The sequence below is a fragment of the Kitasatospora sp. NPDC088391 genome (genome assembly GCF_044753345.1).
Classification (GTDB): domain Bacteria; phylum Actinomycetota; class Actinomycetes; order Streptomycetales; family Streptomycetaceae; genus Kitasatospora.
The window spans coordinates 16155-42654 of the sequence record NZ_JBIVNB010000020.1 but is presented as its reverse complement, the minus strand read 5'-3'; the positions used below and the strand labels follow the sequence as shown (position 1 = coordinate 42654).

The window sequence follows — 26500 nt, the reverse complement described above, 5'->3', positions numbered from 1 at the left end:
CGGTGAGTTAGCACCTTCGACAACAGCAGACGCGGCCGAGGAGTCACCCGGATGAGCACCACCCCCACCGACCGGCTGCGCGCGTTGTTGGAGCCGCTGGCCGCCGAAGCCGGGCTGGACCTCGAAGAGGTCAAGGTGACCCAGGCCGGCAGCCGCCGCCAGGTGCAGATCGACGTGGACTCCGACGAGGGCGTCGACCTCGACGCGATCGCCGACTTCTCCCGCCTGGTGGGCCAGGCGCTGGACGAGTCGGACCTGATGGGCGCCGCCCCGTACCTGCTGGAGGTCGGTTCGCCGGGCGCCGAGCGCCCGCTGAACGAGCCGCGGCACTGGCGCCGGGCGACCGGCCGACTGGCGGCGATCAAGCTGGTGGACGGCGCGGAGCTGACCGCGCGGGTGCTGGAGAGCGACGAGGACGGCGCGCTGGTCGAGGTGCAGCCGGTCAAGGGGCGCGGCCGCCCCAAGGAGCGCCGACTGGAGTTCGCGGAGATCGCGCGGGCCCGGGTGCAGGTCGAGTTCAACCGCAAGGACGAGGAAACCATCGACGCCGCCGCCGACATCGCGGACACGGACGAAGAGGAAGAGGAGGCGTAGTCGTGGACATCGACATGAGTGCCCTGCGCGGGCTGGTCACCGAGAAGGGCGTGCCGTTCGACCTGCTGGTCGAGTCGATCGAGTCGGCCCTCCTCATCGCGTACCACCGCACCGAGGGCTCGCGCCGCCGGGCGCGGGTGGAGCTGAACCGCAAGACCGGCCACGTGACGGTCTGGGCCCTGGAGGACGCCTCCGAGCTGGAGGAGGGCGTCGAGCCGAAGGAGTTCGACGACACCCCGTCGGGCTTCGGCCGGATCGCCGCCTCCACCGCCAAGCAGGTCATCCTGCAGCGCCTGCGGGACGCCGCGGACGACCAGACCTTCGGCGAGTACGCGGGCAAGGAGGGCGACATCGTCACCGGTGTCGTCCAGCAGGGCAACGACCCGAAGAGCGTGCTGGTCGACATCGGCAAGCTGGAGGCCATCCTGCCCCCGCAGGAGCAGGTCCCCGGGGAGGTGTACGCGCACGGCACCCGGCTGAAGTGCTACGTGGTCGGCGTGCGGCGCGGTGTGCGCGGCCCGTCGGTCACCCTGTCGCGGACCCACCCGAACCTGGTGAAGCGCCTGTTCGCGCTGGAGGTCCCGGAGATCGCGGACGGCTCGGTGGAGATCGCCGCGATCGCCCGCGAGGCCGGCCACCGCACCAAGATCGCGGTCTGGTCGCGCCGCCAGGGCCTGAACGCCAAGGGCGCCTGCATCGGCCCGAACGGCATGCGGGTGCGCACCGTGATGTCCGAGCTGCACGGCGAGAAGATCGACATCGTCGACTGGTCGGAGGACCCGGCGGAGATGGTCGCCGCCGCGCTGTCGCCCGCGCGGGTGACGAAGGTGGAGATCGTCGACCTGGCCCAGCGCTCGGCCCGGGTGATCGTGCCGGACTACCAGCTGTCGCTGGCGATCGGCAAGGAGGGCCAGAACGCCCGCCTCGCGGCCCGGCTGACCGGCTGGCGGATCGACATCCGTCCGGACACCGAGGCCCCGGTCGAGGAATCGGCCGCCCGGTAGCAAGTGTTGTCATGAGCCTCCGGAGATCTACTCGGCGGCGGCGAGTCCCTTCGGAGGGGTAGACTTGAACGTGTCTGGCCGGACGCATGTCCGCGCACGCCCTGAACGCACCTGCGTGGGCTGCCGCAAGCGAGCGGCCAAGCACGAGCTGCTGCGTGTCGTGGCGGGCGAGGGCGAGTGCGTCCCCGATCCCCGCGGCACACGGCCGGGCCGGGGCGCGTATCTCCACCCCGATCCGGCCTGCCTCGACCTCGCGGTCCGCCGCCGGGCGTTCCCGAGGGCCCTCCGGGTCCAGGGCACGCTCGACCCCGGCGCCCTGCGGGAGCACGTCGGGGCAGGAGTGGCGCCGGCCGACGGGCAGTCGGTCCGCTGACGGGCACCGCGCCCGGCAACACGCACCAGTGCACGGCGGAGGTACGCCGCCGTGCGCCCCAGTCAGGTACCTCGCGAGATGGAAGTAGGTCGAGATTGCGATGAGCACTCGATGAGTACGCGATGAGTACGCCCATGAAGTAACGGCAGTCCGGCGGACGAATACCCCGGACGCATAGACAGGAGCGAAGTGGCTAAGGTCCGGGTATACGAGCTCGCCAAGGAGCTGGGTCTGGAGAGCAAGGCCGTCATGGCCAAGCTCACCGAGCTGGGCGAGTTCGTGCGTTCGGCGTCCTCGACGATCGAGGCGCCGGTCGTGCGCAAGCTGACTGACGCTTTGGGAGCGACCCCGCCGTCCGGCGGCGCGTCCTCCGCGAAGCCTGGCCCGCGGAAGCCCGCGGCGCCCCAGCCGTCCGGCGGTGCCGGTTCGGCCGCACCCAAGCCGGGTGCCCCCACCCCCGGCCCGCGTCCCGCTGCGGCGGCGCCGGGCCCCCGTCCCACCCCCGCGCCCGCCGCGCCGAAGCCCGCGGGTGCGCCCGCCCCGGCTCCGCGCCCGGCGGCGCCCGCCCCGGCCGCTCCGGCGCCGGCGGCGGAGTTCTCCTCCCCGGCCCCGGCCGGCGAGGCTCCGGCGCGTCCGGCCGCCCCGCGGCCGGCCCCGGCCAACCCCGCGGCCCGTCCGGGCCCGCGTCCGGCCGGTCCGCGTCCGGGCAACAACCCCTTCACCTCGGGCGGCGCGTCGGGCATGGCCCGGCCGTCCTCCCCGCGTCCGGGTGGTGCGCCCGCGGGTGACCGCGGCCCCCGTCCCGGTGGCGAGCGCGGTCCCCGTCCGGCCGGTGCGCCGGGTTCCGGTGAGCGCGGTCCCCGTCCCGGCGGCAACGCCCCGCGTCCGGGTGGTCCGGGCGCCGGTGCGCCGCGTCCGGGCGGTGCGCCCGCCGGTGAGCGCGGTCCCCGTCCCGGTGGCGCCCCGCGTCCCGGTGGCCCGGGCGCCGGTGCGCCGCGTCCCGACGGGATGCCCCGTCCGGCCGCTCCGCGCCCCGGTGCGCCGAGCCCGTCCGGGATGCCCCGTCCGAACCCCGGCATGATGCCGCAGCGTCCGGGCCCGCGCCCGGGTCCGGGTGCCGGTGCGCGTCCGGGTGGCCCCGGTGCGCGTCCGGGTGCTCCGGGCGGTGCCCGTCCCGGCTTCCAGGGCCGTCCGGCCGGTCCGGGCTCGCGTCCGGCCGGCGGCGGCTTCGGCGGCCCCCGTCCGGGTGGCGGCGCCGGTGGCGGCGGTGGCGGCTTCGGTGGCGGCGGTGCCCGTCCCGGTGGCTTCGGCGGTCGTCCCGGCGGCCCGGGTGCCCGTGGTGGCACGCAGGGCGCGTTCGGTCGCGGCCCCGGTGGCCGTCCGGCCCGCGGTCGCAAGTCGAAGCGCGCGAAGCGCCAGGAGTACGAGGCCATGCAGGCCCCGTCCGTCGGCGGCGTGATGCTGCCGCGCGGCAACGGTTCGACCGTTCGCCTCTCGCGCGGCGCTTCGCTGACGGACTTCGCGGAGAAGATCAACGCCAACCCGGCGGCGCTCGTCTCGGTGATGTTCAACCTCGGTGAGATGGTCACCGCCACCCAGTCGGTCTCCGACGCCACGCTGCAGCTGCTGGCCGACGAGATGGGCTTCGTGCTGGAGATCGTCAGCCGGGACGACGAGGACCGCGAGCTGCTGGAGTCGTTCGACATCGACTTCGGTGTCGACGAGGGCGACGAGGAGATGCTCGCCGCGCGTCCGCCGGTGGTCACCGTCATGGGTCACGTCGACCACGGCAAGACCCGCCTGCTCGACGCGATCCGCAAGACCAACGTGGTCGCGGGCGAGGCCGGCGGCATCACCCAGCACATCGGTGCCTACCAGGTGGTCACCGAGGTGAACGGCGAGCAGCGCCCGATCACCTTCCTCGACACCCCGGGTCACGAGGCGTTCTCCGCCATGCGTGCCCGTGGTGCCAAGTCCACCGACATCGCGATCCTGGTGGTCGCGGCCAACGACGGCGTCATGCCGCAGACGGTCGAGGCGTTGAACCACGCCAAGGCCGCCGGCGTGCCGATCGTGGTCGCGGTCAACAAGATCGACGTCGAGGGCGCCGACCCGACCAAGGTCCGCGGCCAGCTGACCGAGTTCGGTCTGGTGGCCGAGGAGTACGGCGGCGACACCATGTTCGTCGACATCTCCGCCCGCCAGGGCCTCAACATCGAGGAACTGCTGGAGGCCGTGGTCCTGACCGCGGACGCCTCGCTCGACCTCCGGGCCAACCCGGAGCAGGACGCGCAGGGCATCGCGATCGAGGCCCACCTGGACAAGGGCCGCGGCGCCATGGCGACGCTGCTCGTCCAGCGCGGCACCCTGCGGGTCGGCGACTCGATCGTGGTCGGCGACTCCTACGGCCGCGTCCGCGCGATGCTGGACGAGAACGGCAACAGCCTCACCGAGGCCGGCCCGTCCCGTCCGGTGCTGCTGCTCGGTCTGACCTCGGTGCCCCGCGCCGGCGACAGCTTCATCGTCGTCGACGAGGACCGCACCGCCCGCCAGATCGCCGAGAAGCGCGCCGCCCGCGACCGCAACGCCTCGATGGCCCAGCGCCGCGTCCGCGTGTCGCTGGAGGGCTTCGAGGCCGCGCTGGCCGCCGGCAACATCGAGAAGCTCAACCTCATCATCAAGGGTGACGTCTCCGGTTCCGTCGAAGCCCTCGAGGACGCCCTCGTCAAGCTGGACGTGGGCGAAGAGGTCGAGCTGCGGGTCCTGCACCGCGGTGTGGGTGCCATCACCGAGTCCGACGTGGACCTGGCGATGGGCTCGGACGCCATCATCATCGGCTTCAACGTGCGCGCCGAGGGCCGTGCGCGCACCGCGGCCGAGCGCGAGGGCGTCGACATCCGCTACTACTCGGTCATCTACCAGGCGATCGAGGAGATCGAGGCGGCGCTCAAGGGCCTGCTCAAGCCCGAGTACGAGGAGGTGCGCCTCGGCTCCGCGGAGATCCGCGAGGTGTTCCGCTCCTCCAAGTTCGGCAACATCGCGGGTGTCCTCGTCCGCGAGGGCATCATCCGCCGCAACACCAAGGCGCGCCTGCTGCGCGACGGCAAGGTCGTGGCGGAGAACCTCAACATCGAGGGCCTGCGCCGCTTCAAGGACGACGCCACCGAGGTCCGCGAGGGCTTCGAGGCCGGTGTCACGCTCGGTTCGTTCAACGACATCAAGGTCGAGGACGTCATCGAGACCTACGAGATGCGGGAGAAGCCCCGCTCGTAACGGGGGCCTGACCGGGGCCGGTCGGCGGGTGTTTATCCCGTCGACCGGCCCCGGCCGCGCTTGTTAGGGTCGGGGCCTGTCGGAAACCCTTCGAGGCTCCCAGGCCGGCCCAGGCCTGTCCCACATGTTCGTAGGAACACTCACCTTCGACCTGCTCCTCGGCGACGTGCACTCGCTCAAGGAGAAGCGGTCGATCGTGCGGCCCATCGTGGCCGAACTGCAGCGCAAGTACAGCGTGTGCGCTGCCGAGGTAGGGAACCAGGATCTGCACCGCAGGGCCGAGATCGGCTGTGCGGTGGTGTCCGGCGACGCCGGGTACGTCAACGAGATCCTGGACAGCTGCGAGCGGCTGGTCGCCGGCCGCCCCGAGGTGATGCTGCTCTCCGTCCGGAGGCGCCACCACCACGACGACGACGAATGACCTGCGGGAGTCACCACTGTCACACCCGCACCGGACCGAGAGCGCCCACAAGGCTGGGCGCGGGCGGGTACGTTGGGGAGAGGGCCCCTCCGGGAGTGGTCATGACCCGGGTACGCGCCCATTGCACGAGGAGGCAACGTGACCGACACCGCTAGGGCGCGCAAGCTCGCCGACCGCATCCAGGTGGTCGTGGCGGAGACCCTGCAGCGCCGGATCAAGGACCCGCGACTCGGGTACGTCACCATCACCGACGCCCGGGTGACGGGCGACCTGCGCGAGGCCACCGTCTTCTACACCGTCTACGGTGACGAGGCGGAGCGCGAGTCCAGCGCGGCCGCGCTGGAGAGCGCCAAGGGCATCCTGCGCTCCGAGGTCGGCAAGCAGACCGGGGTCCGGTTCACGCCGACCCTGACCTTCGTGGCCGACGCACTGCCGGACAACGCCCGGAACATCGACGACCTGCTGGACAAGGCGCGGCTCTCCGACGCCGCGGTCCGCACGGCCGCCGCCGGGGCCGCGTACGCCGGTGACGCCGACCCCTACAAGGCGGCGCGCGACGACGACGAGGACGAGTGACGATGGCCGGGGAGCCGGCCGAGTCCGGTGCCGCGGGGGCGGTTTCCACCGTTGAGGTGGAGACCGCCCTCGCGGTGCTTCCGGGCCCGCGCAGCGGGTCGTCGGGCGACTCCGGCGCGGAGTCGGCGGGCGGCCCGTTCGAGGCGCAGTGGGCCCGGGCCGTGGAACTGGTCGCGGGCTGCGACCCGATCGACCTGATCTGCCACATCGCCCCCGACGGCGACGCGCTCGGCTCGGCGCTGGCCGCCGGGCTGGCGCTGCGCGGCCTGGGCAAGCGGGTGCGGGTGTCGTTCGGCGACGACCCGCAGGTGATCCCGGAGTCGCTGTCCTTCCTGCCCGGGCAGGAGCTGATCGTGCCCGCCGCCGCGGTGCCGGACCGGCCCGCCCTGGTGCTGGCCTTCGACGCCGCCTCCGAGGACCGGCTCGGACTGCTCCGGGACAAGGCGTTCGCCGCCGAGGAGCTGGTGGTCCTCGACCACCACGCCTCCAACCCGGGCTTCGGCACCGTCCGGCTGATCGACCCGTCCGCGCCCGCCACCGCCGTGCTGGTGGACGAGCTGCTGCGGCGGCTGCGGGTGCCGCTGGACCAGGCGATCGCGACCTGCCTGTACACCGGCATCGCCACCGACACCGGCTCGTTCAAGTACCGGGCCACCACGCCCGCCACGCACGAGATGGCCGGGCGGATGCTGGCCACCGGCATCCGGCACGACCTGATCTCCCGCCAGCTCTGGGACACCACCTCGTTCGGCTACCTGAAGGTGCTGGCCGGGGCGCTGGAGCGGGCCGCGTTCGAGCCCGGGGAGGCCGGCGGGCACGGGCTGGTGTGGACCTGGGTGCCGTACCAGGACCTGGCGCTGTTCGGCGTCACCGTCGAGGAGATCGAGGGCCTGATCGACGTGCTGCGCAAGCCCGCCGAGGCGGACGTCGCGCTGGTGCTCAAGCAGGACCCGGACGGCACGCTGCGCGGCTCCTGCCGCTCCCGGGGCGCGGTCGACGTGGCCGCGGTGTGCGCCCGGATGGGCGGCGGCGGGCACGTGTACGCGGCCGGGTTCAGCGCCCGGGAGGCCGTGGAGGCCACCGTGGAGCGGTTCCGGGTGGCGCTGGCGGAGGAGAGCGCGCGCTAGGCTCGTCCGGTTCGGTGGACGGGCCGCGGCCGCGGTGGTGCGTGCGGCAGCGGCGGCGCGCTGGCGCGCGCGGACTTGAAACGATGATGAAGCGATGAAGCGTAAAGGGACGGGCCCCGACGGGCTGGTGATCGTCGACAAGCCGGAGGGCATCACCTCGCACGGGGTGGTCGCCAAGCTCCGGTGGCTGGCCGGCACCCGGAAGGTCGGGCACGCCGGGACCCTGGACCCGATGGCCACCGGCGTGCTGGTGATCGGCGTCGAGCGGGCCACCCGGCTGCTCGGGCACCTGATGCTCACCGCCAAGACCTACGAGGCGACGATCCGGCTCGGGCAGACCACGATCACCGACGACCGGGAGGGCGAGGTCACCGCCTCCGTCCCGGCCGACGGGGTGGCCCGGGAGGCGGTCGACGCGGAGGTCGCCCGGCTCACCGGCGAGATCATGCAGGTGCCGTCCAAGGTCAGCGCGATCAAGATCGACGGGAAGCGCTCGTACGCGCGGGTGCGCGAGGGCGAGGAGTTCGAGCTCGCCGCCCGGCCCACCACGGTGCACTCCTTCACGGTGCACGAGGTCCGCCCCGCGGTCGCCGAGGACGGCACGCCGGTGCTCGACCTGGACGTCACCGTCGAGTGCTCCTCCGGCACCTACATCCGGGCGCTGGCCCGCGACCTGGGCGCGGCGCTCGGCGTCGGCGGCCACCTGACGATGCTGCGGCGCACCAGGGTCGGGCCGTACTCCGTCGAGTCGGCGCACACCCTGGAGCAGCTGGAGGAGAAGCTGGAGGTGCTGCCGATCGCCGAGGCCGCGGCCGCCGCCTTCCCGCGCTGGGACGTGGACGCCGAACAGGCCCGGCTGCTCTCCAACGGCATGCGGCTGCCCGCGCCCGGGCTGGACGCGGACGGGCCGATCGCGGTCTTCGGCCCGGACGGGCGGTTCCTGGCACTGGTCGAGGAGCGCGGCGGGCTGGCCCGGTCGGTGGCGGTCTTCGTCGGCTGACGGGGCGTCGGGCGGTACGGCGCCGGCGGTGCGGCGTCGGCCGTCGGTGCTCAACGCACGGCCAGGCGCCAGTCGTTGCTGTGCAGGAAGCGGCCGGAGCCCTGCGGGTACTCGAAGGCGCACGGGCCGGTGCCGGTGAAGCCCAGGCGGGCGCAGAGCGCGTTGGAGGGCGCGTTGTCGACCGCCGGGAAGGCGTGCAGCACGCCCGGCGCGGCCGGGTCGGCGGCGACCGCGGCGCGCAGCTCGGCGAGCAGGGCCCGCCCCGCGGCCACCGCCACGCCGCGGCCCTGGAACTCCGGCAGCACGTTCCAGCCGGTCTCGTGGATCTCCGCGCCCCGCCACTCCCGGCGGTGGCGGGCGATCGAGCCCGCGGGCGCCCCGTCGACCAGCACCGCGAACATCACGCCGCCCCGGGACGGGAGCCCGAGGTAGCGGCGGTGGCGGACCAGCAGCTGCTCCGGGGTCTCCGGGCCGCCGACGTGACGGCGCATCAGCGGGGTGTTGATGCGCCGCAGCAGGTCGAGGTGGGCGTCGGACCAGGGCTCCAGGCTGATCTCCATACCCGGCATGGTGCCCCGGCGGGGCGGCCGGGGCGAGCGGGTTTCCCGGGGGCGGGCCGGTGCCGGGGTGTGGGCCGGTGCCGCGGCGGTCAGGACAGCGCGGTGGGGCGGCTCCCGTCGGGCGCGCGGGCGGCCGGGAAGAGGCGTTCGACGGCGGCGACCACGGCGGCGCGGCGGGCGGCGAGGAAGGCGGCGCGCTCCCCGGGGGCGGTCGGCAGCCGGTCGGGGCGGTCGGCCCAGGCGGTGGCGAGGCGGTCGACGAAGACCAGGACGTCCTGCGGGTCCCAGCCGGGGTCGAGCAGCCCCGCGGCCTGGGCGGCGCGCAGCCGGGTCAGCCGCCGGGCGGTGGCGCGGCGCAGGGCCGCGTCGGGTGGCGAGCCGTCCGTGCCGAGCTCCAACTGCCCCCAGCGGACCAGACGCAGGCGCTCCGGGTGGGCGGTGAAGTGGTCGTGCAGCCGGCCGGCGTAGGCGGGCAGGTCGGCCGGGTCCAGCCGGGCGGCCCGGGCGACCGCGGCGAGCTCCTGGGCGCAGACCAGCCGGTACAGCTCCTCCTTGCCGGCGAAGTGGGCGTACACCCGCTCCTTGCTGGTGCGGGCGGCCTTGGCGATCCGGTCGACCCGGGCCCCGGCGATCCCGTGCCGGGCGAACTCGGCGGTGGCGGCCGCGACGACCCGGTCGCGGGTCGACCCGGCGGCCTCCGGCGGGGCGGCGGAAGGGGAGCCCGCGGGGGAGCCGGAGGTGGGGTCGAGCGGGGAGCCGGACGGGGCGGGCGCGCGGAGCGGGGCAGGCCGGAGGAGGGCCGGGGGCGGGGGAGTCATGGCTGCACGGTACGGGGCCCGGGTGACGGGCCGTCAGGTTGTCCGGGGACGGGGGCGCCGGAGGGTCGGCGGAGTCAGCAGGGCGGGACGGCCGACGGGGTGAGCGGGGTGTCGCCCGGGGCGGGGGCGAGGCCGCGCAGGACGTGGTCGAGGACGTCGTCGAGGACCTGGTCGAGGGCGGGGCCGGTCAGGGTACCGGTGGCGGCGCGGGCGGCGACGCCGTGGACGGCGGTGAAGAGGAGCTGGAAGATCCGCCCGGTGTCGCCGGGGCGGACCAGCCCCTCCCGCTGCCCCTGGGCGACCACCTGGGCGACCTCGTCCTCCAGTGGCTGCCAGGCGGTGCGCAGCTCGTCCGTCACGGCGGGGTCGTGCTTGCGGATGAAGGTCAGCTCCAGCAGGGCGGGGCGCTCGGCGGCGAAGTCCACGTAGGCGCGGGCGAAGGCGCGCAGCCGGGCGTCGAAGCCGGACCCCGCGGTGGCGAGGCGGGTCCGGGCGGCGGCCGCGACGCGCTGGATGCCGGTCAGTGCGAGCGCGTCCAGCAGGGCCCGCTTGTCGCGGAAGTGGCGGCTGGGCGCGGCGTGGCTGACGTCCAGGTCGCGGGCCAGTTCGCGCAGCGAGAGCGCGTCCGCCCCGTGCTCCTGGAGGGCCTTCTCGGCCTGGGCCAGCAGTGCGGCGCGGAGGTCCCCGTGGTGGTAGCGGCCCGTTCGCATGGGCTCATGATAGGCGAATGTTGACGTTGACCACTTTGTGGGCAGCGACTACATTCGAGTTGTTGTCACCGTCAACATGCGGGGGTCGCGCACGCCCGCCGCCGCCCTGGGAGCCCCGATGGATTTCACCCGCAGCACCGCCCTGATCACCGGCGCCTCCACCGGCATCGGCGCCGCCTTCGCCCGCGAACTCGCCGCCCGCGGGGCCGACCTGGTGCTGGTCGCCCGCAGCGAGCGGCGGCTCGCCGACCTCGCCGCCGAACTGACCGCCGCGCACGGCGTCCGGGCCGCGGTGCTCGTCCAGGACCTGGCCGCCGACGACGCCCCCGCCGTGCTCCGGCGGCGGCTCGCCGAGCAGGGCCTGGAGCCCGACGTGCTGGTCAACAACGCCGGCTTCGGCATGCACGGGCCGCTGGCAGCCGCCGACCCCGACCGGGTCGCCGCCCAGGTCCGGCTGAACTGCCTGACCCTCACCGAACTCACCACCCGCCTGCTGCCCGGCATGGTCGCCCGCGGCCGCGGCGCGGTGGTCAACGTCGCCAGCACCGCCTCGTTCCAGCCGCTGCCCGGCATGGCCGTCTACGGGGCCACCAAGGCGTACGTGCTGTCCTTCACCGAGGCGCTCGCCCACGAACTGAAGGGCACCGGCGTGCGGGCGCTGGCGATCTGCCCCGGCGCCACCGACACCCCGTTCTTCGAGGTGATGGGCGGCGAGGTCACCGGCCCCGGCGCCAAGCGCACCCCCGAACAGGTGGTCGCCACCGCGCTCGCCGCCCTCGCCAAGGGCCGCCCCAGCGCCGTCGACGGCCTGCTCAACCGGCTCACCGCCGCCTCCCCGCGCCTGCTGCCCCGCCGCGCCGTCACCGCCGTCGCCGCCCGCTTCACCCGCACCGCCGCGCCCGCGCCCGGGAACTGACGGGCCGTCGGACTGCCGCCCCCGTCGCCCCTGCTGCCTCCCGCCGCCCCGTCGCCGCCCGGCGTGGATGCCCGGCGGCGGCGCTCGGGGCCCGCTCCGCTCCGCCCGCGCGCGGGCCCCGGAGGGGGCGCGCGGAGTGAAGCGGTGTGGTGAGAGGGGCGCACGGGGTGCCGTGGGGCTGGTGGGGGGCAAGCTGACCGCGGCGTGTACGGCGGCCGTACCCCGGCCCCGGGCGGGCCAGGGGCCGCGGCCCGGCGGGAGGACTGGCCAGATGGGCGAGGACACGGGCGCCGTCGGTGCGGGGCATCCGGCACCGGCGCTGCTGCGGATCAGGGACGCGCAGGGCCGGCTGTGCGGCCTGGGCTTCGTCGCCGACCGGCACGGCACGGTGGTCACCGCGCACGAGGCGGTGGCCGGACTGCCCCGGCTGGTGCTGCACACCCCCGGCGGGCAGTCCCGGGTGCTCGGCCCCGAGAGCGTCGACCTGCTCCCCGCGCGCGGCCTCGCACTGCTGCGCACCGCCGCCGTCGGCGGCGTCCCCGGCCCGGCGCTGGCGATCGGCCGCGGCCCCGTCGGCGGCCCCGTGGTGGTGCCGCACCAGCGCTGGGAGGACGGCACTCCCGTCCTGGTCCGGGGCGGCCCCGTCGGCCGGGAGAGCGGGCGCTGCGCGGACGGCGCGCGGGTGCGCACCGTCCCCGGCGTCCTGGTGCTCGACCTCGCCGCCACCCCGACCGCCGGCGCCCCCGTCCTCGACCCCGCCACCGGCGCGGTGCTCGCCGTGATCGCGCCCCGGGTGCGCGCCGTCCCCGGCGCGGGCGTCGCAGCCGTCCCGCTGACCGCCGACGACCCGCCGCCCGACACCGACCCGCTCGGCGGGCTGCTCGCCCGCAACGCCGCCGACGTCCCCGCCTTCGGCCGGGCGCTCAACCTGGGCGGCGCGCTGCGCCTGGCCGAGGCCCAGCTGGACGCCGCCACCGCCGGGCCGGGCCGGGTCGCCGACCTGGCCGCCGACCGGGTCGACCGCCCCGACGGGCTCAGCGGCGAGGAACCCGGCGACACCCTCACCGTGCTGCTCGGCGGCACCGGCAGCGGCCGCACCACCGAACTCGCCGCGCTCGCCGTCCGCCGGGCCGCCGCCGAACACCCGCTGCCCACCCTCTGGCTGCGCGGCGCCGACCTCGCCGCCGGCGACCGCAGCCTCGGCGACCCGCTGCGCCGCCGCCTCGCCGAGGCCGCCCGGGCCCTCGGCGTCCCCGAGGCCGACCCCGGCGAACTGGCCGCGCTGTGCGCCGACGCCGGGCGCCCGCTGCTGCTCGTCCTGGACGCCCCCGAGGAGGCGCCGCTGATGCTCTCCGCGCGCTGGCTGGCCGGCGGGCTGGACTGGCTGCGCGGCAACCGGGTCCGGGCCCTGGTCGCCTGCCGCCCCGACGGCTGGGACCAGCTCGGCCCCTGGCGGGCCGCCGCCCGGGCCCTGTGGCTCGGCCCGCTCACCGACGACGCGGCCGCCCGGGCCGGGCGCCGCTACGGCCTCCCCGAGACCTTCCTCGGCACCGCCGACCGCGGCCACCCGCTCGCCCTCCGGCTGGCCGGCGACCTGCGCACCGCAGGCGTGCACGGCCCCGTCGGCAGCCGCGCCGAACTCTTCGACGGCTGGCTCGACCTGGCCTGCCTCACCGTCGCCCGCCGGATCGCCGCCGCCCCCGGCGGGCCGCGCCGCCACCGCCGCGGCGACCCCGTCCCGCCCCCCGAGGACGCCCGGCAGGTCCGCCGGCTCGCCGCGGTCGCCGCGGGGCGGCTGCACGAGGCCGCCCGGCTGATGCTCGGCGCCGGGGACGGGGCACTGCCCGCCGCCGACTTCGACCGGCTCTTCCCGGCGGCGGGCGGCTGGGCCCGGGCGGTCCGCGAGGAGCGCCTGCTCGTCCCGGCGGGCACCGGCCACCGGGCCGGCCACGAGGAGTGGGGCGAGTGGCTGCAGAGCCTGCACCTCGACCTCGACGCGGCACTGCGCCTGCTGCTGGAGGAGGACGGCCCGGGGGAGGGCGGCCCGAAGGAGGACGTCGAAGCGACGGACCGTCAGGACGGCGACGGGGCGGGGCCGCGGGAGGACGGGGGCGGCTGCCGGGCGTGCGGCGGCGGGGCGGACGGGGCGGCGGACCGGGAGGGCGTCGCGGCGGACACCGGGGTGACGGGCCGTCAGGACGGCGGCGCCGCCTGCCGGGTGTGCGCCGGGCCGGGCGGTGGTGAACCGGCCGCGGGGGAGCCGGGCGGCGGACCGGCCCGGGCGCGCCCCGCGGGGCCGGGCGGAGTGGTGGTGCTGGCGGAGCGGCGCGCGGGCCGGGTGCCCGGGCCGGTGCCCCGGCCGGGCGGGGAGGCCGTCGGCGGGGTCGGCCGGGGCCGGGCCGGGGTGGTGGTCGGGGCCCTGCGGCGGCTCGGGGAGGTGCGCGGGGCGGCCGCGCTGGACGGCCTGCTGGAGCGGGCCCGGGCGGCACTGGAGCGCGCCGAACGCGGCAGCGAGGCCGACTGGTGGGCGGGCCGGCTGCTCGCCGAGGGCCTCGCGGGCAGCCCGGACCCGGCGGCGCACCGGGAGGTGCTGGAACTGCTCGCGCGGCGGGCCGGCCGGGACGAGCGGTTCGGCCCGGAGTTCTGGACCGGCCTGCCGCTGCCGACCGCCGAACGGGCCGCCCTGCTGGGACGGCTGGCGGCCGGCAGCGGCCCGGCCGACCGGCTCGCGGTGCTCCACCGCGCCGCCGCGGACCTGCTGACGGCGGACCCGCACACCGTGCTGCCGCTGCTGTGCGCCTGGTACGAGGCCGGGGACGGCGCCGCCGACCTCGCCGACGAACTGCTGTACGCGCACCGGGCGCTGGCCCTGGACGGCCTGACGGAGGCCCTGGTGGCCGCCGCCCACCCGCGCGCCGACGCGCTGCTCGGCCGCCTCGCCGCGGACGAGCCGTCCGCGCTCTGCCGGGCGGTGGACCGGTGGAGCCACGACCCGCGCCCGGAGCGGCACGTCGCCGCCGCCGTGCACGCCCTGCGGGCCGCCCCGCACGCCGGCGGGTCGGGCGCCCGGCTGCTGCGGCTGGCCGCCCGGACGCTGCTGGCCCGGGAGGAGGAACCGGCCCTGCACGGCGCCGCGCTGGCGGTGCTGGTGCGCGACCCCCGGGACGGCGCCGACCACCTGGCGCCGGCGCTGGCCGCCTACCGGGCGGGCGACCCGTTCCTGACCGCCGAGGTGCTGGCGGGCCTGCTGGACGTGCACCCGGCACCGGTGCTGGCCGAGGTCCGGGAGCGGCTGCGGGCCCCCGGCGCCCGGTTCGAGGAGGGCCTGCGGGTGCTGGCCGGGGCCGCCGACCCGGCGGTGGCGCGGGCCGGGACGCTGCTCGCCGCCGACCTGCTGCGGGAGCGGCCGGAGGCGGCCGCCCCGGTGGCCGCCCACCTGGACGCGCTGCTGGACGCGGGCGGGGACGGCCGTCCGCTGCTGCCCGCGGTGCTGGCCGCCGACCCCGCCGCCCGGGCCGTCCTGGCGCCGGTGCTGGCCTCGCCCGGGGAGAGCCGGGAGGCCCTGCTGGACGCCCTGCTGGCCGTCGAGCGGGACCCCGGGGTGCTGGCCGCGGTGGTCGAGGCGCTGGCGGCCCGGCACGCCGGGCACCCGGAGCGGCGGGTGCGCCTGCTGCTGGCCCGGGTGGCCGGGCACTGGCCCGGCGCGGACGCCGTCCTGGTGCGCTGCGCGGGCCGCTGGGCGGGTTTCGCCCGGCTGCTGGCGGCCTGGCCCGAGGACGCCCCGCCGCTCCCCGAGGGGCCCCGGCTGGCCCGGATGCGGGCGCTGACCTCGGCGGGACGCGATCCGCAGTACGCCGCGGCGGAGGCGGAGCGACAGGTCGACCGGCCCGGCGGCCGTCCGACCGGTCACACCGGGGGCCTTCCGGTACCTGGGCAGGGCCGGTCGCATGGCACGCTATAGGGGTTCGGTTTCGGTCTTTCGAGTGCACGGGTGTGCACACCGTAGGAACAAGGAGCGGTCAGGTGCAGCGCTGGCACGGCCTGGAGGAGATCCCCGGGGACTGGGGGCGCAGCGTCGTCACCATCGGATCGTTCGACGGGGTCCACCGCGGACACCAGTTGATCGTCAACCGGGTGGTGGAGCTGGCCGGGGAGTTGGGGGCGAAGTCGGTCGTCGTCACCTTCGACCCGCACCCGAGCGAGGTGGTCCGCCCCGGCAGCCACCCGCCGCTGCTCGCCCCGCAGCCGCGGCGGGCCGAGCTGATCGACCACCTCGGCGTGGACGCCGTCCTGGTGCTGCCGTTCACGGCCGAATTCTCGCAGGAGTCGCCGGAGTTCTTCGTCCGCTCCGTGCTGATCGACGCGCTGCGCGCGAAGGCTGTGGTCGAGGGCCCCAACTTCCGCTTCGGGCACCGGGCGGCGGGCGACGTCGCGCTGCTCGCCGAACTCGGCGCGGCCGACGACTTCACCGTCGAGGTGGTCGACCTGCAGGTGCGCGGCACCGCGGGCGGCGGCGAGCCGTTCTCGTCCACGCTGTGCCGGCGGCTGGTCGCCGAGGGGGACATGGCGGGCGTCGCCGAGATCCTCGGTCGGCCGCACCGGGTCGAGGGCGAGGTCGTCCGCGGCGCCCAGCGCGGCCGCGAACTCGGTTACCCCACCGCCAACGTGGATACCGTCCCGCACTCGGCGATCCCCGCGGACGGCGTGTACGCGGGCTGGCTGACCGCCGACGGCGAGACCATGCCCGCCGCGATCTCGGTCGGCACCAACCCGACCTTCGACGGCACCCACCGCACCGTCGAGGCCTACGCCATCGACCGGGTCGGCCTCGACCTGTACGGGCAGCACGTCGCCGTGGACTTCCTGGCCTGGCTGCGCGGCATGGAGAAGTTCGACTCCATCGAGGCCCTGCTGGAGCGGATGGCCGAGGACGTCAAGCGCGCCCGGGACCTCACCGCCCGCGACTGACCCCCAAGCCCGACCGCCCGCGCCCGACCGGCCCCGCCGGAACGCGCCGGCCCCCCGCGGAAGCTCTTCCGCGGGGGGCCGGTCGGCGCGTGCTCAGCCCTGGTGGGGCGGGTAGCCGTAGCCGGGCGGCGGCGCCTCGTGCGGCGGCGGGTAGCCGTAACCGGGCTGCGGCTGGCCCTGCTGCGGGTAGCCGCCCTGCTGCGGGTACGGCGGCTGCTGCCAGGGCTGGCCCTGCTGCGGGTAGCCCCCCTGCTGGGGGTAGCCGCCCTGCTGCGGGTAGCCCTGCTGCTCCGGCGGAACCCCCTGCTGCTGGCCCTGCCAGGTCTGGCCGCCCTGTTGCTGCTGCCAACCGCCCTGCTGCTGCTGCCAGTTGCCCTGCTGGGCCCGGGCGATGTCCTCGCCGACCAGCGCCGCCAGCTCGAAGTAGGCGTCCCGGACCTTCGGGCGCATCATCTGCAGGTTGACCTCGGCGCCGGCCGCCAGCGACTCGTCGAACGGCACCACCACGACGCCGCGGCAGCGGGTCTGGAAGTGCGCCACGATGTCCTCGACCTTGATCATCTTGCTGGTCTCGCGCACCCCGGAGACCACCGTGATCGACCGCTGCACCAGGTCCGCGTACCCGTGCGCGGACAGCCAGTCCAGCGTGGTCGAGGCACTGGACGCGCCGTCCACGCTCGGCGTGGCCACCACGATCAGCTGGTCCGCGAGGTCCAGCACGCCGCGCATCGCCGAGTACAGCAGGCCGGTGCCGGAGTCGGTCAGGATGATCGGGTAGTGCTGACCGAGTACCTGGATGACCTGGCGGTAGTCCGAGTCGTCGAAGGTGGTGGAGACCGCCGGGTCGACGTCGTTCGCGACGATCTCCAGGCCCGAGTTCGGGTCCTGCGAGGTGAACTGGCGGACGTCCATGTAGCTGCGGACGTGCGGGATCGCCGTCACCAGGTCGCGGATGGTCGCCCCGGTCTGCCGCTTGATCCGGCGACCCAGGGTGCCCGCGTCCGGGTTGGCGTCGATCGCGATGACCTTGTCCTGCCGCTCGCTGGCCAGCGTCGCGCCCAGCGAGGTGGTGGTCGTGGTCTTGCCCACGCCGCCCTTGAGGCTGATCACCGCGATCCGGTAGCAGGTCATCACCGGGTGCCGGATCAGCTCCAGCTTCTGCTGCTTGTCGGCCTGCGCCGACTTGCCGCCGAACTGGAACCGGGACTGCTTCTGCGCCTTCGGCTGGCCGCGCAGCAGCCGGTCCGAGGACAGCTCCACCGCCGCCGTGTAGCCCAGCGCCGCCCCGTGCGCCGCCGCCTGCGGGCCGGGCTGCTGGAACTGCGCCGGCGCCTGCGGGGCGTTGTGCGGACCGGCCTGCGGCCAGCCGCCCGCCCGCGGGTCCACCGGCCACTGCGGCGGCGGCTGCTGGCCCTGCTGCGGGTACGGCTGCTGCTGGGGCTGCCCCTGCTGGGGGTAGCCGCCCTGCTGCGGGTACTGCGGGGGGTACGGCTGCTGCTGCGGCTGCCCCTGCTGCGGGTAGCCGCCCTGCTGCGGGTACTGCGGCGGCGCGGCCTGGGTCTGCACCGGCGGCTGGGCCTGCACGGGGGGCTGCTGGACCACCGGCGGCTGCGGCTGCACCGGGGGCTGGGCCTGCACGGGCGGCTGCGCGGTCGTCGGCTCGACGGGGGGCTGCGCGACCGGCGGCGCGGCCTGGGTCTGCACCGGCGGCTGCGCGACCTGCTGCTCCGGCTGCGGCTGCACCGGCGGCTGGGCCTGCACGGGGGGCTGCGCGGTCGTCGGCTCGGCGGGCGGCTGGGCGACGGGGGGCTGGGCGACGGGCGGCGCGGCCTGGGTCTGCACCGGCGGCTGCGCGGCCTGCTGCTCCGGCACGGCCGGCTGCGGCTGCACCGGGGGCTGGGCCTGCACGGGCGGCTGCTGGGCCACCGGGGGCTGGGCGACCGGTGGCTGCGCGGCAGCGGTCGGCGCGGCCGGAGCGGCGCTCTGGGTGTACCAGGACGGCGGGGTGTAGTCCGGGGCGTCGGACCAGTCATCGTCGTCCTCGGCCGCGTTGTCGCCGACGTAGACGCCGTCCCGATCGCTGCTCACTGGGGGCTCCCTCGTTCTCGCCGAAGCTGCTTCGGCGCTTGCCGTCGAGCATTAAGACTAGGCGGTAAGCAACCGCGGGTTGAAGGCGGTTCCCGGGCCGCAGGCCGACAGGGGGCGGCCGGGAAGATCCCCGGCCGCCCCCAGCGGCCCGCGGCCCGGCCGGTCCGCGGTCAGTCCATCCGGCGCGGGATGCCCAGCACCTGGGTCTCGGCCTCGCCCGGGTTGGTCAGCACGTACTGGCGGCGCATCCGGGTCGCCCACAGCGTGACGTTGTCCGGCAGCGTCGGCAGCGTGGTGACGTCGCGGGGGCCGAGCGACAGCATCCGGCCCACCACCTCGGACTCCTGCGGCGAGATCCGCTGCAGGCCCACCAGGTCGGCGGCGTTCAGCACCCGGGACGCGTTCGGGCCCAGGTACGGCAGCACCGTCAGCGTGGTCTGCCACGGCGCCGCCGACAGCCGGCTGCGCGAGGGCCGCGCACCCAGGTCACGAACCACCAGGACGGGTGACGCCACCGAGGCGCCCTGCGCGCCCAGCCGGCCCACCTGGTGGACCGTCACGCACGGCTGCCCGCCGCCCGCCGCCTGCGCCATCGGCGCCCACGCCTGCGGACGGCCGGTCTCCACCGCGATCCGGGCCCCGGTCGCGGCCGCCCGCAGCGCGATCAGCTGCGCCGTCCACATGCCGCCGACCAGCGCCACCTCGTACGGGACGGGCCGGAACAGGCCCATCACGGTGGGCTGCTGCTGCTGGTCGACACCGACCACCACGCCGTCGTCGCCGACCGGGAAGGACAGCGCGGACAGCTCGTCCACCGTCAGGACGTGCTTCTCGCGCCGCGGCCCGCGCAGGCCGAAACCGGGACGGACCCGCACCTGGCGCTGCTCGACGGACTGCGGCGCCTGGCCGGAGTAGGTCTGATAGGCCATCAGGACGTCCCTCCCAGGGGCAGCGTGGCGAGCAGGCCGGGGGCGTGCTCCAGGTCGAGGCGGGTCAGGGAGGTGCCGACGTGCTGCGCCCGGGACTCCACCAGGCGGCCCACCTGGCCCACCTCGCTCTCGCTGCGCCCGGTCAGCCGCAGGTGGCCGCTGAGCGCCACCGAGCCGCCCATCGCCCGGGTCGCGGTGACGGTGAAGGTGGAGGCGAACGCCGGGGTGCCGGTGAGCTGGTTGACCAGCTCGGGGGCGGCGATCCGGCCGTCACCCGCGCCCGGCCGGGACAGCGTCGGCCACTTGGAGATCCAGTACGTGGTGTGCCAGCGGTCGTCGATCCGGCAGAACTTCGCCGACTCCTGGGCCCGGCGCGCGACGCCGACCCCGCCGCCGGAGCCCTGCCGGCCCGCCACCGCCACCGGGTTGGCGCACACCGAGATGGCCAGCGCCGCGATCAGCTCCCGCTCGTCCAGGACGGTCGCGGTGAAGCCGGCGCTGTTCAGCCGCCCGGCGAGCTGGTCGGTGACCCGCTGCAGCGCCTTGCGGGCGCCCTCCTCGCCGCCGCCGCGGGCCAGCACGGCGGTCGCCGCGCGCTCCGGGTCGAGCTTCAGGGCGACCCAGGTCAGCCGCAGCGCCGGGGTGCTGACGCCGCCCGGGGCCTGCTGGTAGGCGCGGGCCGCGAGCGAGTGCTCGGGCAGGTGCGGGGCGGGCGCGGGCTGGGTGTGCTGGATCAGCTGTACCGACTCCAGACCGATGTCGTCGACCTGGAGGATCGAGCAGATCAGGTCCAGCGGCAGGCCGGAGGCGCCCCGGCCGGGGCGCAGCGGCTGGTCCTTGGACTGCACCAGCAGCACCGAGGTGAAGAAGGTGCCGTCGCCGACCATGCCGGTCTCGCGGCGCAGCGGGCGGCCGTCGCCGAGGTCGGTCTCGATCGCGTGGGTGCAGGTCCGCAGGGCCGGCTCCAGCTCCAGCACCGGCGCCAGCGCCGGGTCGGTGCCGGGCGGCGGGACGTTGTACTTGGCCTCCCGGCGGCGGGAGTTGTAGGCGCTGCGGACCGTCATGGCCTCACCCGTGGTGCGGCCGCCGAGGCGCAGCAGCGCGATCACCAGGAGGACCACCGCGGGCACCGCGAAGATCCCCGCCATCATCGGGTCGATGGTCCAGCCCACCGCCACCAGGGCGGCGGCGACCTCGAGTTGGACGATTTGCTTGAGCTCCAGGCGGCGGGCCAGCAGCCCGGGCCTGGGCAGCATCCGGACCCCGACCGGGCCGACCGGGGCGGCGGGCGCCGCGCCGCGGGCCCGGTGTCCGCCCGGGCCGTCCGGCCTCCGGCCGTGCGAGGTGGAGCGTCGTGCTGGAGCGGACTGGCTTGGCATCCCCCGAATTGCCCTCTCTGCTTCAGAAGTCCCGTCAGATCCCCGTCGGCGCCCCCGGGCGAGGGGGCCGGTCCGGCGGTTCCCCCGTTCCGGTGCCGACGGCCCGGATGGCGGACCGTCGGAGCCTACCCGTTACCGTACTCACCGTCTGCTGCCGCATCGTACGAGGGTCACCGGTGCCGGTCGACCGCCGGGTGGCAGACTCACGCACGGAGCAAGCGCGTTGACACCCGCAGGTCGGGTCACACAGGGGAGACGGGGACGAGCATGGCATCACGCCGGGACGAGCTGAACGCCTACACCTTCGCCCGGAAGCGGATGGTGGGGGCCTTCCTGCAGCCGGGCGGCGGCGGGAACGACGAGGACGCGCCCCGTCCGATCCGTGCGGTGCTGCCGAGCTTCGTGGTCGGCGCGGTGATCGTGGCCGGCTTCGGCATGTGGGGCGTCATCAAGCCGGCCGCGCCGCCGAACTGGGACAACGGCAAGTTCATCATCCAGGGCAAGTCCTCGACCACCCGCTACGTGGTCCTGCCGGACAGCAAGACCGGGCAGCCCACGCTGCACCAGGTGCTGAACATGTCCTCGGCCCGGCTGGTGCTCTCCGAGGGCGCCACCGTGCAGACCGTCGCCGACGACGTGCTCGACAAGTACCCGCGGCGCGGCGCCACCATCGGCATCCCGTACGCGCCGGACAAGCTGCCCAAGGCGGACGACGCGGGCGCCGCCAAGGTGTGGTCGGTCTGCGACAAGATGGGCAAGGACAACCTGCAGTCGACGGTCAACCAGTCGGTGTTCGTCGCCGCCGGGGCCGACGTCAAGACGCTGGCCTCGCCGGACCGGGTGATCGGCGACGGCAAGTCGCTGTTCGTCCAGGAGCCGCCGCACGGCACCAAGGACGGCTCGATGTTCCTGATCGACGGCCAGGGCGTGAAGCACGCCGTCGGCCGCCTGGATACCTCGGACGACGACCACAAGGCCCTGCCGCGCGCGCTGTTCGGGGACGGCAAGCCGCAGCAGGTCACCGCCGAGTGGCTGGCCACCCTCGCCAACGGCGAGCCGGTGGTCTTCCCGCGGGTGGACAGCGTGAAGACCGCCGGGACCACCGCCGACTCCCAGCTGGAGCTGTCGAACAAGGCGCTGCGCAAGGTCGGCCGACTGGTGAAGTTCCAGGACGTCTACTACGCGGTCGGCGCCCAGCAGTTGTACAAGATCACCCAGTTCCAGGCGGACCTGATGCGGCTGGACCCGAAGAACCAGGGCGCGTACGGCTCCGAGACCCCGGTGATCACCGAGATCGGCGCCAGCGACATCGACAAGCTCCAGAACCGGATCAGCACCCAGCTGATCGACGAGGCCAAGGACCTGCCGAAGCAGATCTCCCCGGCGGTCAACCTGAGCAGCGACAAGGCCGGTCGCACGGTGATCTGCTCGACCTTCAACGGCTTCGACAACGGCCAGCTCAAGCGCACCGTCTGGGCGAGCACCGAGTACCCGGCGGCGGTCACCGCGGGCTCGGTCAGCGCCCACGTGACACCCGGTCACGGCCTGCTGTACCGCGCCGTCGACGGCGACGTGGCGAGCGTCGACGGCCAGGCCGGCTCCGGCAGCGACTTCCTGATCACCGACGCGGGCCTGCGCTACTCGCTGCCCGCCAACGACGACGGCGCGAACGGCGGCACGCCCGCGCCGCAGCAGAACGGGCAGGGCGGCGGCGACACCAAGAACGCCGCCCAGGCGCGCCTCGGCTTCAAGAACGTCAATCCGCCCATGGTGCCCGCCGCCTGGTCGAAGCTGGTGCCCGCCGGACCGGTCCTCAACACCAACACCGCACTTCAGGCCCAGAACGCCTGACGGATCGTCAACGCCGGGTGCGGGACTCCCGTGTCATGGTCTGGTAACTACCCGCTACCCGGTGTTGGGCGTACCGCACTTGGCCGTTACAGTGCTTGGGAGCACCACACCGTGGTGCCCGTACGCACGTTCGCCACAGGGACGTGCGGACGTAGTCTGTCTCATGGGGGACGGTGGATCATGGCAGGTCAGTTCACGACGACCGCAGAAGAAATGATCGCCTTCGCGAACCGCATCGGTGAGGTGAACCAGCAGGTGCAGGGCGAGATCGGTCGCCTGAACAACCTGGTCTCCGACATCTCCAGCGGTTGGAGCGGCGAGGCTGCGAACGCGTACAAGCAGATGCAGGAGCGCTTCAACGAGGACGCCAACGCGCTCAACCGCGTCCTCGACGAGATCCGTCAGGCGATCGAGGCGACCACCAAGCTCTACTCGATGACCGAAGACGAGCAGCGCGCCGCTGTCGGCGGCATCGCCTGACGCCAGTCGGGCGCTTCGCCATTCCGCGTCTCCGGGGGAGGCGCGCCATGCATCCATCGAAGGGGAGAGACCACATGGCCGGCATTCTCGTCAATTTCAACACCATCCAGAACGCCAGCACCGAGGTGCGGCAGACCGCCTCGCGCATCCAGAACCAGCTGGACGACCTCAAGTCGGGCGTGCAGAAGATCGCCTCGACCTGGGAGGGTGCTGCGCAGCAGGGCTACCAGGCCCGCCAGCAGGAGTGGGACAACAAGGCCGCCGACCTGCAGCAGGTCCTCGGCCAGATTGCCTCCGCGCTGGACAACGCCGCGCAGAGCTACCAGCAGACCGAGAGCAAGAACGCCAACCTCTGGGCCTGACCTTCCCTGACGGGAAGTCGGCAGCACAAGCGTTCTGACAAGGGCGGGCGTCCCAAGGGGCGCCCGCCCTTCGCGCGCGGCGACGGGGTACGCGCGCCGTACTACGGGGTGAAGCAGTGAGGGGTGGACGTCAGGTGTCGTCAGGATCGTTGCGCCGGGCCGGCGCGGTGCTGCTGGTACTCGGAGTGGTCGGCACGGTCTCCGCCGCGCCGGCCGTGGCCGACCCCACGCCCGCGGCCGGGGACGGTGCCCGGCGGCCGCCGGTGATCATCGCCGCGGCCGGCGACTGCCCCATCCCGAACGCGCCCGACGTCCCGGCCAAGCCGTGGGCGCTGCAGCGGGTCTTCCTGAACGAGCTGTGGGGCGACAAGAACGAGCACAGCGGCAAGGGCGTCACGGTCGCGGTCATCGACACCGGCGTGGACAACGCCAACCCGCAGCTCGCCGGGCCGGGCAAGGTCCTGGAGGGCCCGGACCTGCTGGCCGCGAGCACCCCGGCCGGCACCCAGCGCCCCGAGGGCAACAGCTTCACCGACAAGGTCGGCCACGGCACCAAGGTGGCCGGCATCATCGGGGCCGCCCCGATGAACGGCGTCGGCTTCGTCGGCCTCGCCAAGGACGCCACGATCCTCTCCATCCGGCAGAACGACGCCGAGGGCCACGGCAGCGTGCCGACCCTGGTGCAGGCCATCAACGAGGCGGTCAACCGGGGCGCCAAGGTCATCAACATCTCGCAGGACGTCCGGGTCGACATCGACCCCAACCGGCCGGCCGACTCCACGCTGTTCCAGGGCGAGTCGGACCTGGCGAAGGCGCTGGACACGGCCGAGAAGCGCGGCGTCGTGGTGGTGGCCTCCTCGGGCAACGACGGCCAGGAGGGGCCCACCTACCCGGCCCAGTACGACACGGTGCTCGCCGTCGGGGCCTCCGACCGCAACAACGAGCGGGCCGCGTTCTCCCAGTACGGCGACTTCGTCGACGTGGTCGCGCCCGGCGTCGACATGCTCTCCACGGTGCCCGGCCACGGCCAGTGCACCGACAACGGCACCAGCTTCTCCTCGCCCTACGTCGCCGGGCTGGCCGCGATCCTGGTGGGCATGCACCCGGACTGGAAGCCGCAGCAGATCCGCACTGTGATCGAGCAGACCGCGCAGCGCACCGAGCACGGCCGCAACAAGTACATCGGCTGGGGCGTGGTCGACCCGGTGAAGGCCGTCGAGTACACCACGGTGCCCGGCCCCTCGGAGTCCCCGCACCCGGACGCCCCGACCAAGCTGGACGCCGCGCCGATCGTCGCCCAGCCGCTCGGCCTGGCCGAGACCCAGGCCGACCGGGACCGCCGCACCGGCACCTTCGTGCTCGGCGCGGGCGCCCTGCTGGTGGCCGGGCTGGCCGGCGGCGCGATCGTCGCCCGCGACCTGGGCCGCCGCCGCGGCGGCCGCGCCGAGGACTGAGCCCGCGGACGCGCGCGGCGGACGGAGGGGCCGGTCCCGGAAAAGGGGTCGGCCCCGTCCGGTCCCGGGGACCGGACGGGGCCGACGGGGAGCGGCCCGCGGGGGTCAGACGCGCTCGTCCTCGGGGAGGGTGATGATCCAGCGGCTCTCCTGCCGGGGGCGCAGGTAGAACACCCAGTACAGGCTGGCGGCGACGGTGATGCCCAGCGTCCACAGCAGCGCGACGCCGTCCAGCTGGGTCAGGGTGTAGCCGAGCGCCACGATCACCAGGATCGGCAGCACCGGCCAGAGCGGCTGGCGCCAGGCCGGGGCGTCCTTGTGGTGGTTGCGGCGGGAGAACAGCGCGCCGACGGCGACCAGCAGGTACAGCGCGGCGACCGCGACACCGGTGATGTTGGTCAGCAGGTCCTGGCCGACGAAGCAGAGCGCGGCGCCGGGGATGCCGACCGCCAGGGTGGAGATCCACGGGGCGCTGAACTTGTTCAGGGTGCCGAAGGCCCGGTTGACCGGCTCCGGCCACGCCTTGTCACGGCCGGAGGCGAACAGCACCCGGGAGTTCTGGATCACCATGACGATGCCGGCGTTGATGATGGCCAGCGCGATGCACAGGCTGATGAAGGTGCCGACGCCGGTGTTGCTCCAGCCGATCACCAGCTCGGAGATGTTGCCGGCGGACAGCGTCTGCAGGTCCGGGGCGCCCAGGGTGATCGCGGCGACCGGGATCAGGATGATCGCGCAGGACAGGCCCAGCGTCCACAGCACGGTGCGGGCCACGTTCTTGCGCGGGTTCTCCAGCTCCTCGGAGAGGTAGATGGCGGTGGAGAAGCCCTGGGTGACGAAGAGCGCGGTGCCCATCGCGGCCAGGATCGCCGCGAAGCCCACCCCGGAGACGCTGCCGGAGGCGTCGGCCACGGTGCCGTGCAGCAGGCTGCTCGCGCCCCGCTCGCCGTGCGAGAAGCCGAGGAAGGACACCACGGCGCAGGCGATGACCTCCAGCACCAGGAAGACGCCGGTGATCCAGGCGTTGGCCCGCAGGTCCAGCAGGCCGGCCACGGTCGCGGCCAGCATCACGACGGCGCCCGCGATCCGCGGGTCGACGTGGATGATCGGTTCCAGGTAGTCGGCGGTGCCCATGGCGATCAGTGAGGGCACGATCATCACGACGATCAGCGACTGGATGAACACCAGCCAGCCCGCGAACTTGCCCGCCAGGGTGCCGACCATGGCGTACTCGCCGCCCGCGGAGGGGACCAGGGTGCCGAGCTCCGAGTAGCAGAACGCCACCGCGATGCAGATCACCGAGCCGATGGCGATGGCCATCAGGGTGTAGGTGCCGAGGTCCGCGAACAGGTCCGGGACGATCACGAAGAGCGAGGAGGCCGGGGTCACGCAGGAGAGCGTGAGCAGCGTGCCGCCCACCACGCCCAGCGAGCGGGCGAGCTTCTTCGGACTGTCCGCGGCTGCGCCCGGGACGGGTGAGGCTGCCTGCGGGGGGAGCGTGTCGGTCATGGGGAATCCGATCCACTGAGCGGCGGTGTTGGGGAGGGGAGCGGTATCGCCTCCGAAGCACTGTCTCGCGGTCAGGTTCTGCTTCGCTCCCGGGTCGCCAGGTTGCCT

22 protein-coding genes are annotated in these 26500 nt (G+C 74.9%); 15 read left to right on the top strand and 7 right to left on the bottom strand.

The window, feature by feature from the left end; translation table 11 throughout:
• Positions 1 to 51 precede the first annotated feature (51 nt).
• From rimP to truB, 8 genes are all read left to right on the top strand, one after another.
• Positions 52 to 594, top strand: coding sequence for a ribosome maturation factor RimP (gene rimP, locus ACIQBJ_RS34660; protein ID WP_400718714.1), 543 nt, complete (start codon positions 52 to 54; stop codon positions 592 to 594).
• A gap of 2 nt (positions 595 to 596) precedes the next feature.
• A complete protein-coding gene (nusA, locus tag ACIQBJ_RS34655; RefSeq protein WP_400718712.1) occupies positions 597 to 1598 on the top strand; it encodes a transcription termination factor NusA in 1002 nt (333 codons plus the stop codon).
• Positions 1599 to 1668: 70 nt separating this feature from the next.
• A complete protein-coding gene (locus tag ACIQBJ_RS34650; RefSeq protein ID WP_400718745.1) occupies positions 1669 to 1971 on the top strand; it encodes a YlxR family protein in 303 nt (100 codons plus the stop codon).
• Positions 1972 to 2160: 189 nt separating this feature from the next.
• A complete protein-coding gene (gene infB, locus ACIQBJ_RS34645) occupies positions 2161 to 5244 on the top strand; it encodes a translation initiation factor IF-2 (RefSeq protein ID WP_400718711.1) in 3084 nt (1027 codons plus the stop codon).
• Between the two features lie 124 nt (positions 5245 to 5368).
• Positions 5369 to 5665, top strand: a complete 297-nt coding sequence (locus ACIQBJ_RS34640; protein ID WP_400718709.1) for a DUF503 domain-containing protein — start codon at positions 5369 to 5371, stop codon at positions 5663 to 5665.
• A gap of 138 nt (positions 5666 to 5803) precedes the next feature.
• Positions 5804 to 6241: a 30S ribosome-binding factor RbfA gene (gene rbfA / locus ACIQBJ_RS34635; RefSeq protein WP_400718708.1), complete on the top strand. Its 438-nt coding sequence runs from the start codon at positions 5804 to 5806 to the stop codon at positions 6239 to 6241.
• Positions 6242 to 6243: 2 nt separating this feature from the next.
• Positions 6244 to 7368: a bifunctional oligoribonuclease/PAP phosphatase NrnA gene (locus tag ACIQBJ_RS34630; protein ID WP_400718707.1), complete on the top strand. Its 1125-nt coding sequence runs from the start codon at positions 6244 to 6246 to the stop codon at positions 7366 to 7368.
• Between the two features lie 94 nt (positions 7369 to 7462).
• A complete protein-coding gene (truB, locus tag ACIQBJ_RS34625) occupies positions 7463 to 8368 on the top strand; it encodes a tRNA pseudouridine(55) synthase TruB (RefSeq protein ID WP_400718706.1) in 906 nt (301 codons plus the stop codon).
• A gap of 50 nt (positions 8369 to 8418) precedes the next feature.
• Here truB and ACIQBJ_RS34620 read toward each other — a convergent pair whose 3' ends face one another.
• From ACIQBJ_RS34620 to ACIQBJ_RS34610, 3 genes are all read right to left on the bottom strand, one after another.
• Positions 8419 to 8928, bottom strand: coding sequence for a GNAT family N-acetyltransferase (locus ACIQBJ_RS34620; RefSeq protein ID WP_400718705.1), 510 nt, complete (start codon positions 8926 to 8928; stop codon positions 8419 to 8421).
• Positions 8929 to 9017: 89 nt separating this feature from the next.
• On the bottom strand, positions 9018 to 9746 hold the full coding sequence (locus tag ACIQBJ_RS34615; RefSeq protein ID WP_400718704.1) for a TetR family transcriptional regulator: 729 nt from the start codon (positions 9744 to 9746) through the stop codon (positions 9018 to 9020).
• Between the two features lie 74 nt (positions 9747 to 9820).
• A complete protein-coding gene (locus tag ACIQBJ_RS34610; RefSeq protein WP_400718703.1) occupies positions 9821 to 10456 on the bottom strand; it encodes a TetR/AcrR family transcriptional regulator in 636 nt (211 codons plus the stop codon).
• Between the two features lie 118 nt (positions 10457 to 10574).
• On the opposite strand from ACIQBJ_RS34610, the gene ACIQBJ_RS34605 reads away from it, so the two are divergent.
• The 3 genes from ACIQBJ_RS34605 (at position 10575) to ACIQBJ_RS34595 (ending at position 16340) form a co-directional block, all read left to right on the top strand.
• Positions 10575 to 11372 (top strand): SDR family NAD(P)-dependent oxidoreductase, encoded by a 798-nt coding sequence (locus tag ACIQBJ_RS34605; protein ID WP_400718702.1) that lies wholly within the window; start codon positions 10575 to 10577, stop codon positions 11370 to 11372.
• A 271-nt stretch (positions 11373 to 11643) separates the two neighbouring features.
• Complete coding sequence (locus ACIQBJ_RS34600) at positions 11644 to 15333, top strand: serine protease (protein ID WP_400718700.1); 3690 nt, start codon at positions 11644 to 11646, stop codon at positions 15331 to 15333.
• A gap of 62 nt (positions 15334 to 15395) precedes the next feature.
• The gene (locus ACIQBJ_RS34595) at positions 15396 to 16340 is read left to right on the top strand and encodes a bifunctional riboflavin kinase/FAD synthetase (RefSeq protein WP_400718698.1); all 945 of its coding nucleotides are present in this window, start codon (positions 15396 to 15398) and stop codon (positions 16338 to 16340) included.
• A gap of 93 nt (positions 16341 to 16433) precedes the next feature.
• On the opposite strand, the gene ACIQBJ_RS34590 is transcribed toward ACIQBJ_RS34595, so the two are convergent.
• From ACIQBJ_RS34590 to eccE, 3 genes are all read right to left on the bottom strand, one after another.
• Positions 16434 to 18428 (bottom strand): AAA family ATPase, encoded by a 1995-nt coding sequence (locus ACIQBJ_RS34590; protein WP_400718697.1) that lies wholly within the window; start codon positions 18426 to 18428, stop codon positions 16434 to 16436.
• 170 nt (positions 18429 to 18598) lie between these two features.
• A complete protein-coding gene (locus ACIQBJ_RS34585; protein ID WP_400718696.1) occupies positions 18599 to 19357 on the bottom strand; it encodes a hypothetical protein in 759 nt (252 codons plus the stop codon).
• Complete coding sequence (eccE, locus tag ACIQBJ_RS34580) at positions 19357 to 20736, bottom strand: type VII secretion protein EccE (RefSeq protein ID WP_400718694.1); 1380 nt, start codon at positions 20734 to 20736, stop codon at positions 19357 to 19359. Before eccE ends, ACIQBJ_RS34585 begins: the two co-directional genes overlap by 1 nt.
• Positions 20737 to 21003: 267 nt before the next feature.
• On the opposite strand from eccE, the gene ACIQBJ_RS34575 reads away from it, so the two are divergent.
• From ACIQBJ_RS34575 to mycP, 4 genes are all read left to right on the top strand, one after another.
• Entirely contained in the window at positions 21004 to 22587 is a 1584-nt protein-coding gene (locus tag ACIQBJ_RS34575; RefSeq protein WP_400718692.1) for a type VII secretion protein EccB, read from the top strand.
• A gap of 180 nt (positions 22588 to 22767) precedes the next feature.
• Complete coding sequence (locus tag ACIQBJ_RS34570; protein ID WP_400718690.1) at positions 22768 to 23067, top strand: WXG100 family type VII secretion target; 300 nt, start codon at positions 22768 to 22770, stop codon at positions 23065 to 23067.
• A 74-nt stretch (positions 23068 to 23141) separates the two neighbouring features.
• Entirely contained in the window at positions 23142 to 23429 is a 288-nt protein-coding gene (locus ACIQBJ_RS34565) for a WXG100 family type VII secretion target (protein ID WP_400718688.1), read from the top strand.
• Between the two features lie 134 nt (positions 23430 to 23563).
• Positions 23564 to 24883, top strand: a complete 1320-nt coding sequence (gene mycP / locus ACIQBJ_RS34560; protein WP_400718687.1) for a type VII secretion-associated serine protease mycosin — start codon at positions 23564 to 23566, stop codon at positions 24881 to 24883.
• A gap of 105 nt (positions 24884 to 24988) precedes the next feature.
• On the opposite strand, the gene ACIQBJ_RS34555 is transcribed toward mycP, so the two are convergent.
• Entirely contained in the window at positions 24989 to 26392 is a 1404-nt protein-coding gene (locus ACIQBJ_RS34555; RefSeq protein ID WP_400718686.1) for an APC family permease, read from the bottom strand.
• Positions 26393 to 26500: the final 108 nt, after the last annotated feature.

Excerpts from the sequence above, each read along its gene's own strand:
- rimP (WP_400718714.1), top strand. The coding sequence starts at position 52 with ATGAGCACCACCCCCACCGACCGGCTGCGCGCGTTGTTGGAGCCGCTG.
- ACIQBJ_RS34640 (WP_400718709.1), top strand. The coding sequence starts at position 5,369 with ATGTTCGTAGGAACACTCACCTTCGACCTGCTCCTCGGCGACGTGCAC.
- ACIQBJ_RS34630 (WP_400718707.1), top strand. The coding sequence starts at position 6,244 with ATGGCCGGGGAGCCGGCCGAGTCCGGTGCCGCGGGGGCGGTTTCCACC.
- truB (WP_400718706.1), top strand. The coding sequence starts at position 7,463 with ATGAAGCGTAAAGGGACGGGCCCCGACGGGCTGGTGATCGTCGACAAG.
- ACIQBJ_RS34620 (WP_400718705.1), bottom strand. The coding sequence starts at position 8,928 with ATGGAGATCAGCCTGGAGCCCTGGTCCGACGCCCACCTCGACCTGCTG.
- ACIQBJ_RS34615 (WP_400718704.1), bottom strand. The coding sequence starts at position 9,746 with ATGACTCCCCCGCCCCCGGCCCTCCTCCGGCCTGCCCCGCTCCGCGCG.
- ACIQBJ_RS34610 (WP_400718703.1), bottom strand. The coding sequence starts at position 10,456 with ATGCGAACGGGCCGCTACCACCACGGGGACCTCCGCGCCGCACTGCTG.
- ACIQBJ_RS34605 (WP_400718702.1), top strand. The coding sequence starts at position 10,575 with ATGGATTTCACCCGCAGCACCGCCCTGATCACCGGCGCCTCCACCGGC.
- ACIQBJ_RS34600 (WP_400718700.1), top strand. The coding sequence starts at position 11,644 with ATGGGCGAGGACACGGGCGCCGTCGGTGCGGGGCATCCGGCACCGGCG.
- ACIQBJ_RS34585 (WP_400718696.1), bottom strand. The coding sequence starts at position 19,357 with ATGGCCTATCAGACCTACTCCGGCCAGGCGCCGCAGTCCGTCGAGCAG.
- eccE (WP_400718694.1), bottom strand. The coding sequence starts at position 20,736 with ATGCCAAGCCAGTCCGCTCCAGCACGACGCTCCACCTCGCACGGCCGG.
- ACIQBJ_RS34575 (WP_400718692.1), top strand. The coding sequence starts at position 21,004 with ATGGCATCACGCCGGGACGAGCTGAACGCCTACACCTTCGCCCGGAAG.
- ACIQBJ_RS34570 (WP_400718690.1), top strand. The coding sequence starts at position 22,768 with ATGGCAGGTCAGTTCACGACGACCGCAGAAGAAATGATCGCCTTCGCG.
- ACIQBJ_RS34565 (WP_400718688.1), top strand. The coding sequence starts at position 23,142 with ATGGCCGGCATTCTCGTCAATTTCAACACCATCCAGAACGCCAGCACC.
- ACIQBJ_RS34555 (WP_400718686.1), bottom strand. The coding sequence starts at position 26,392 with ATGACCGACACGCTCCCCCCGCAGGCAGCCTCACCCGTCCCGGGCGCA.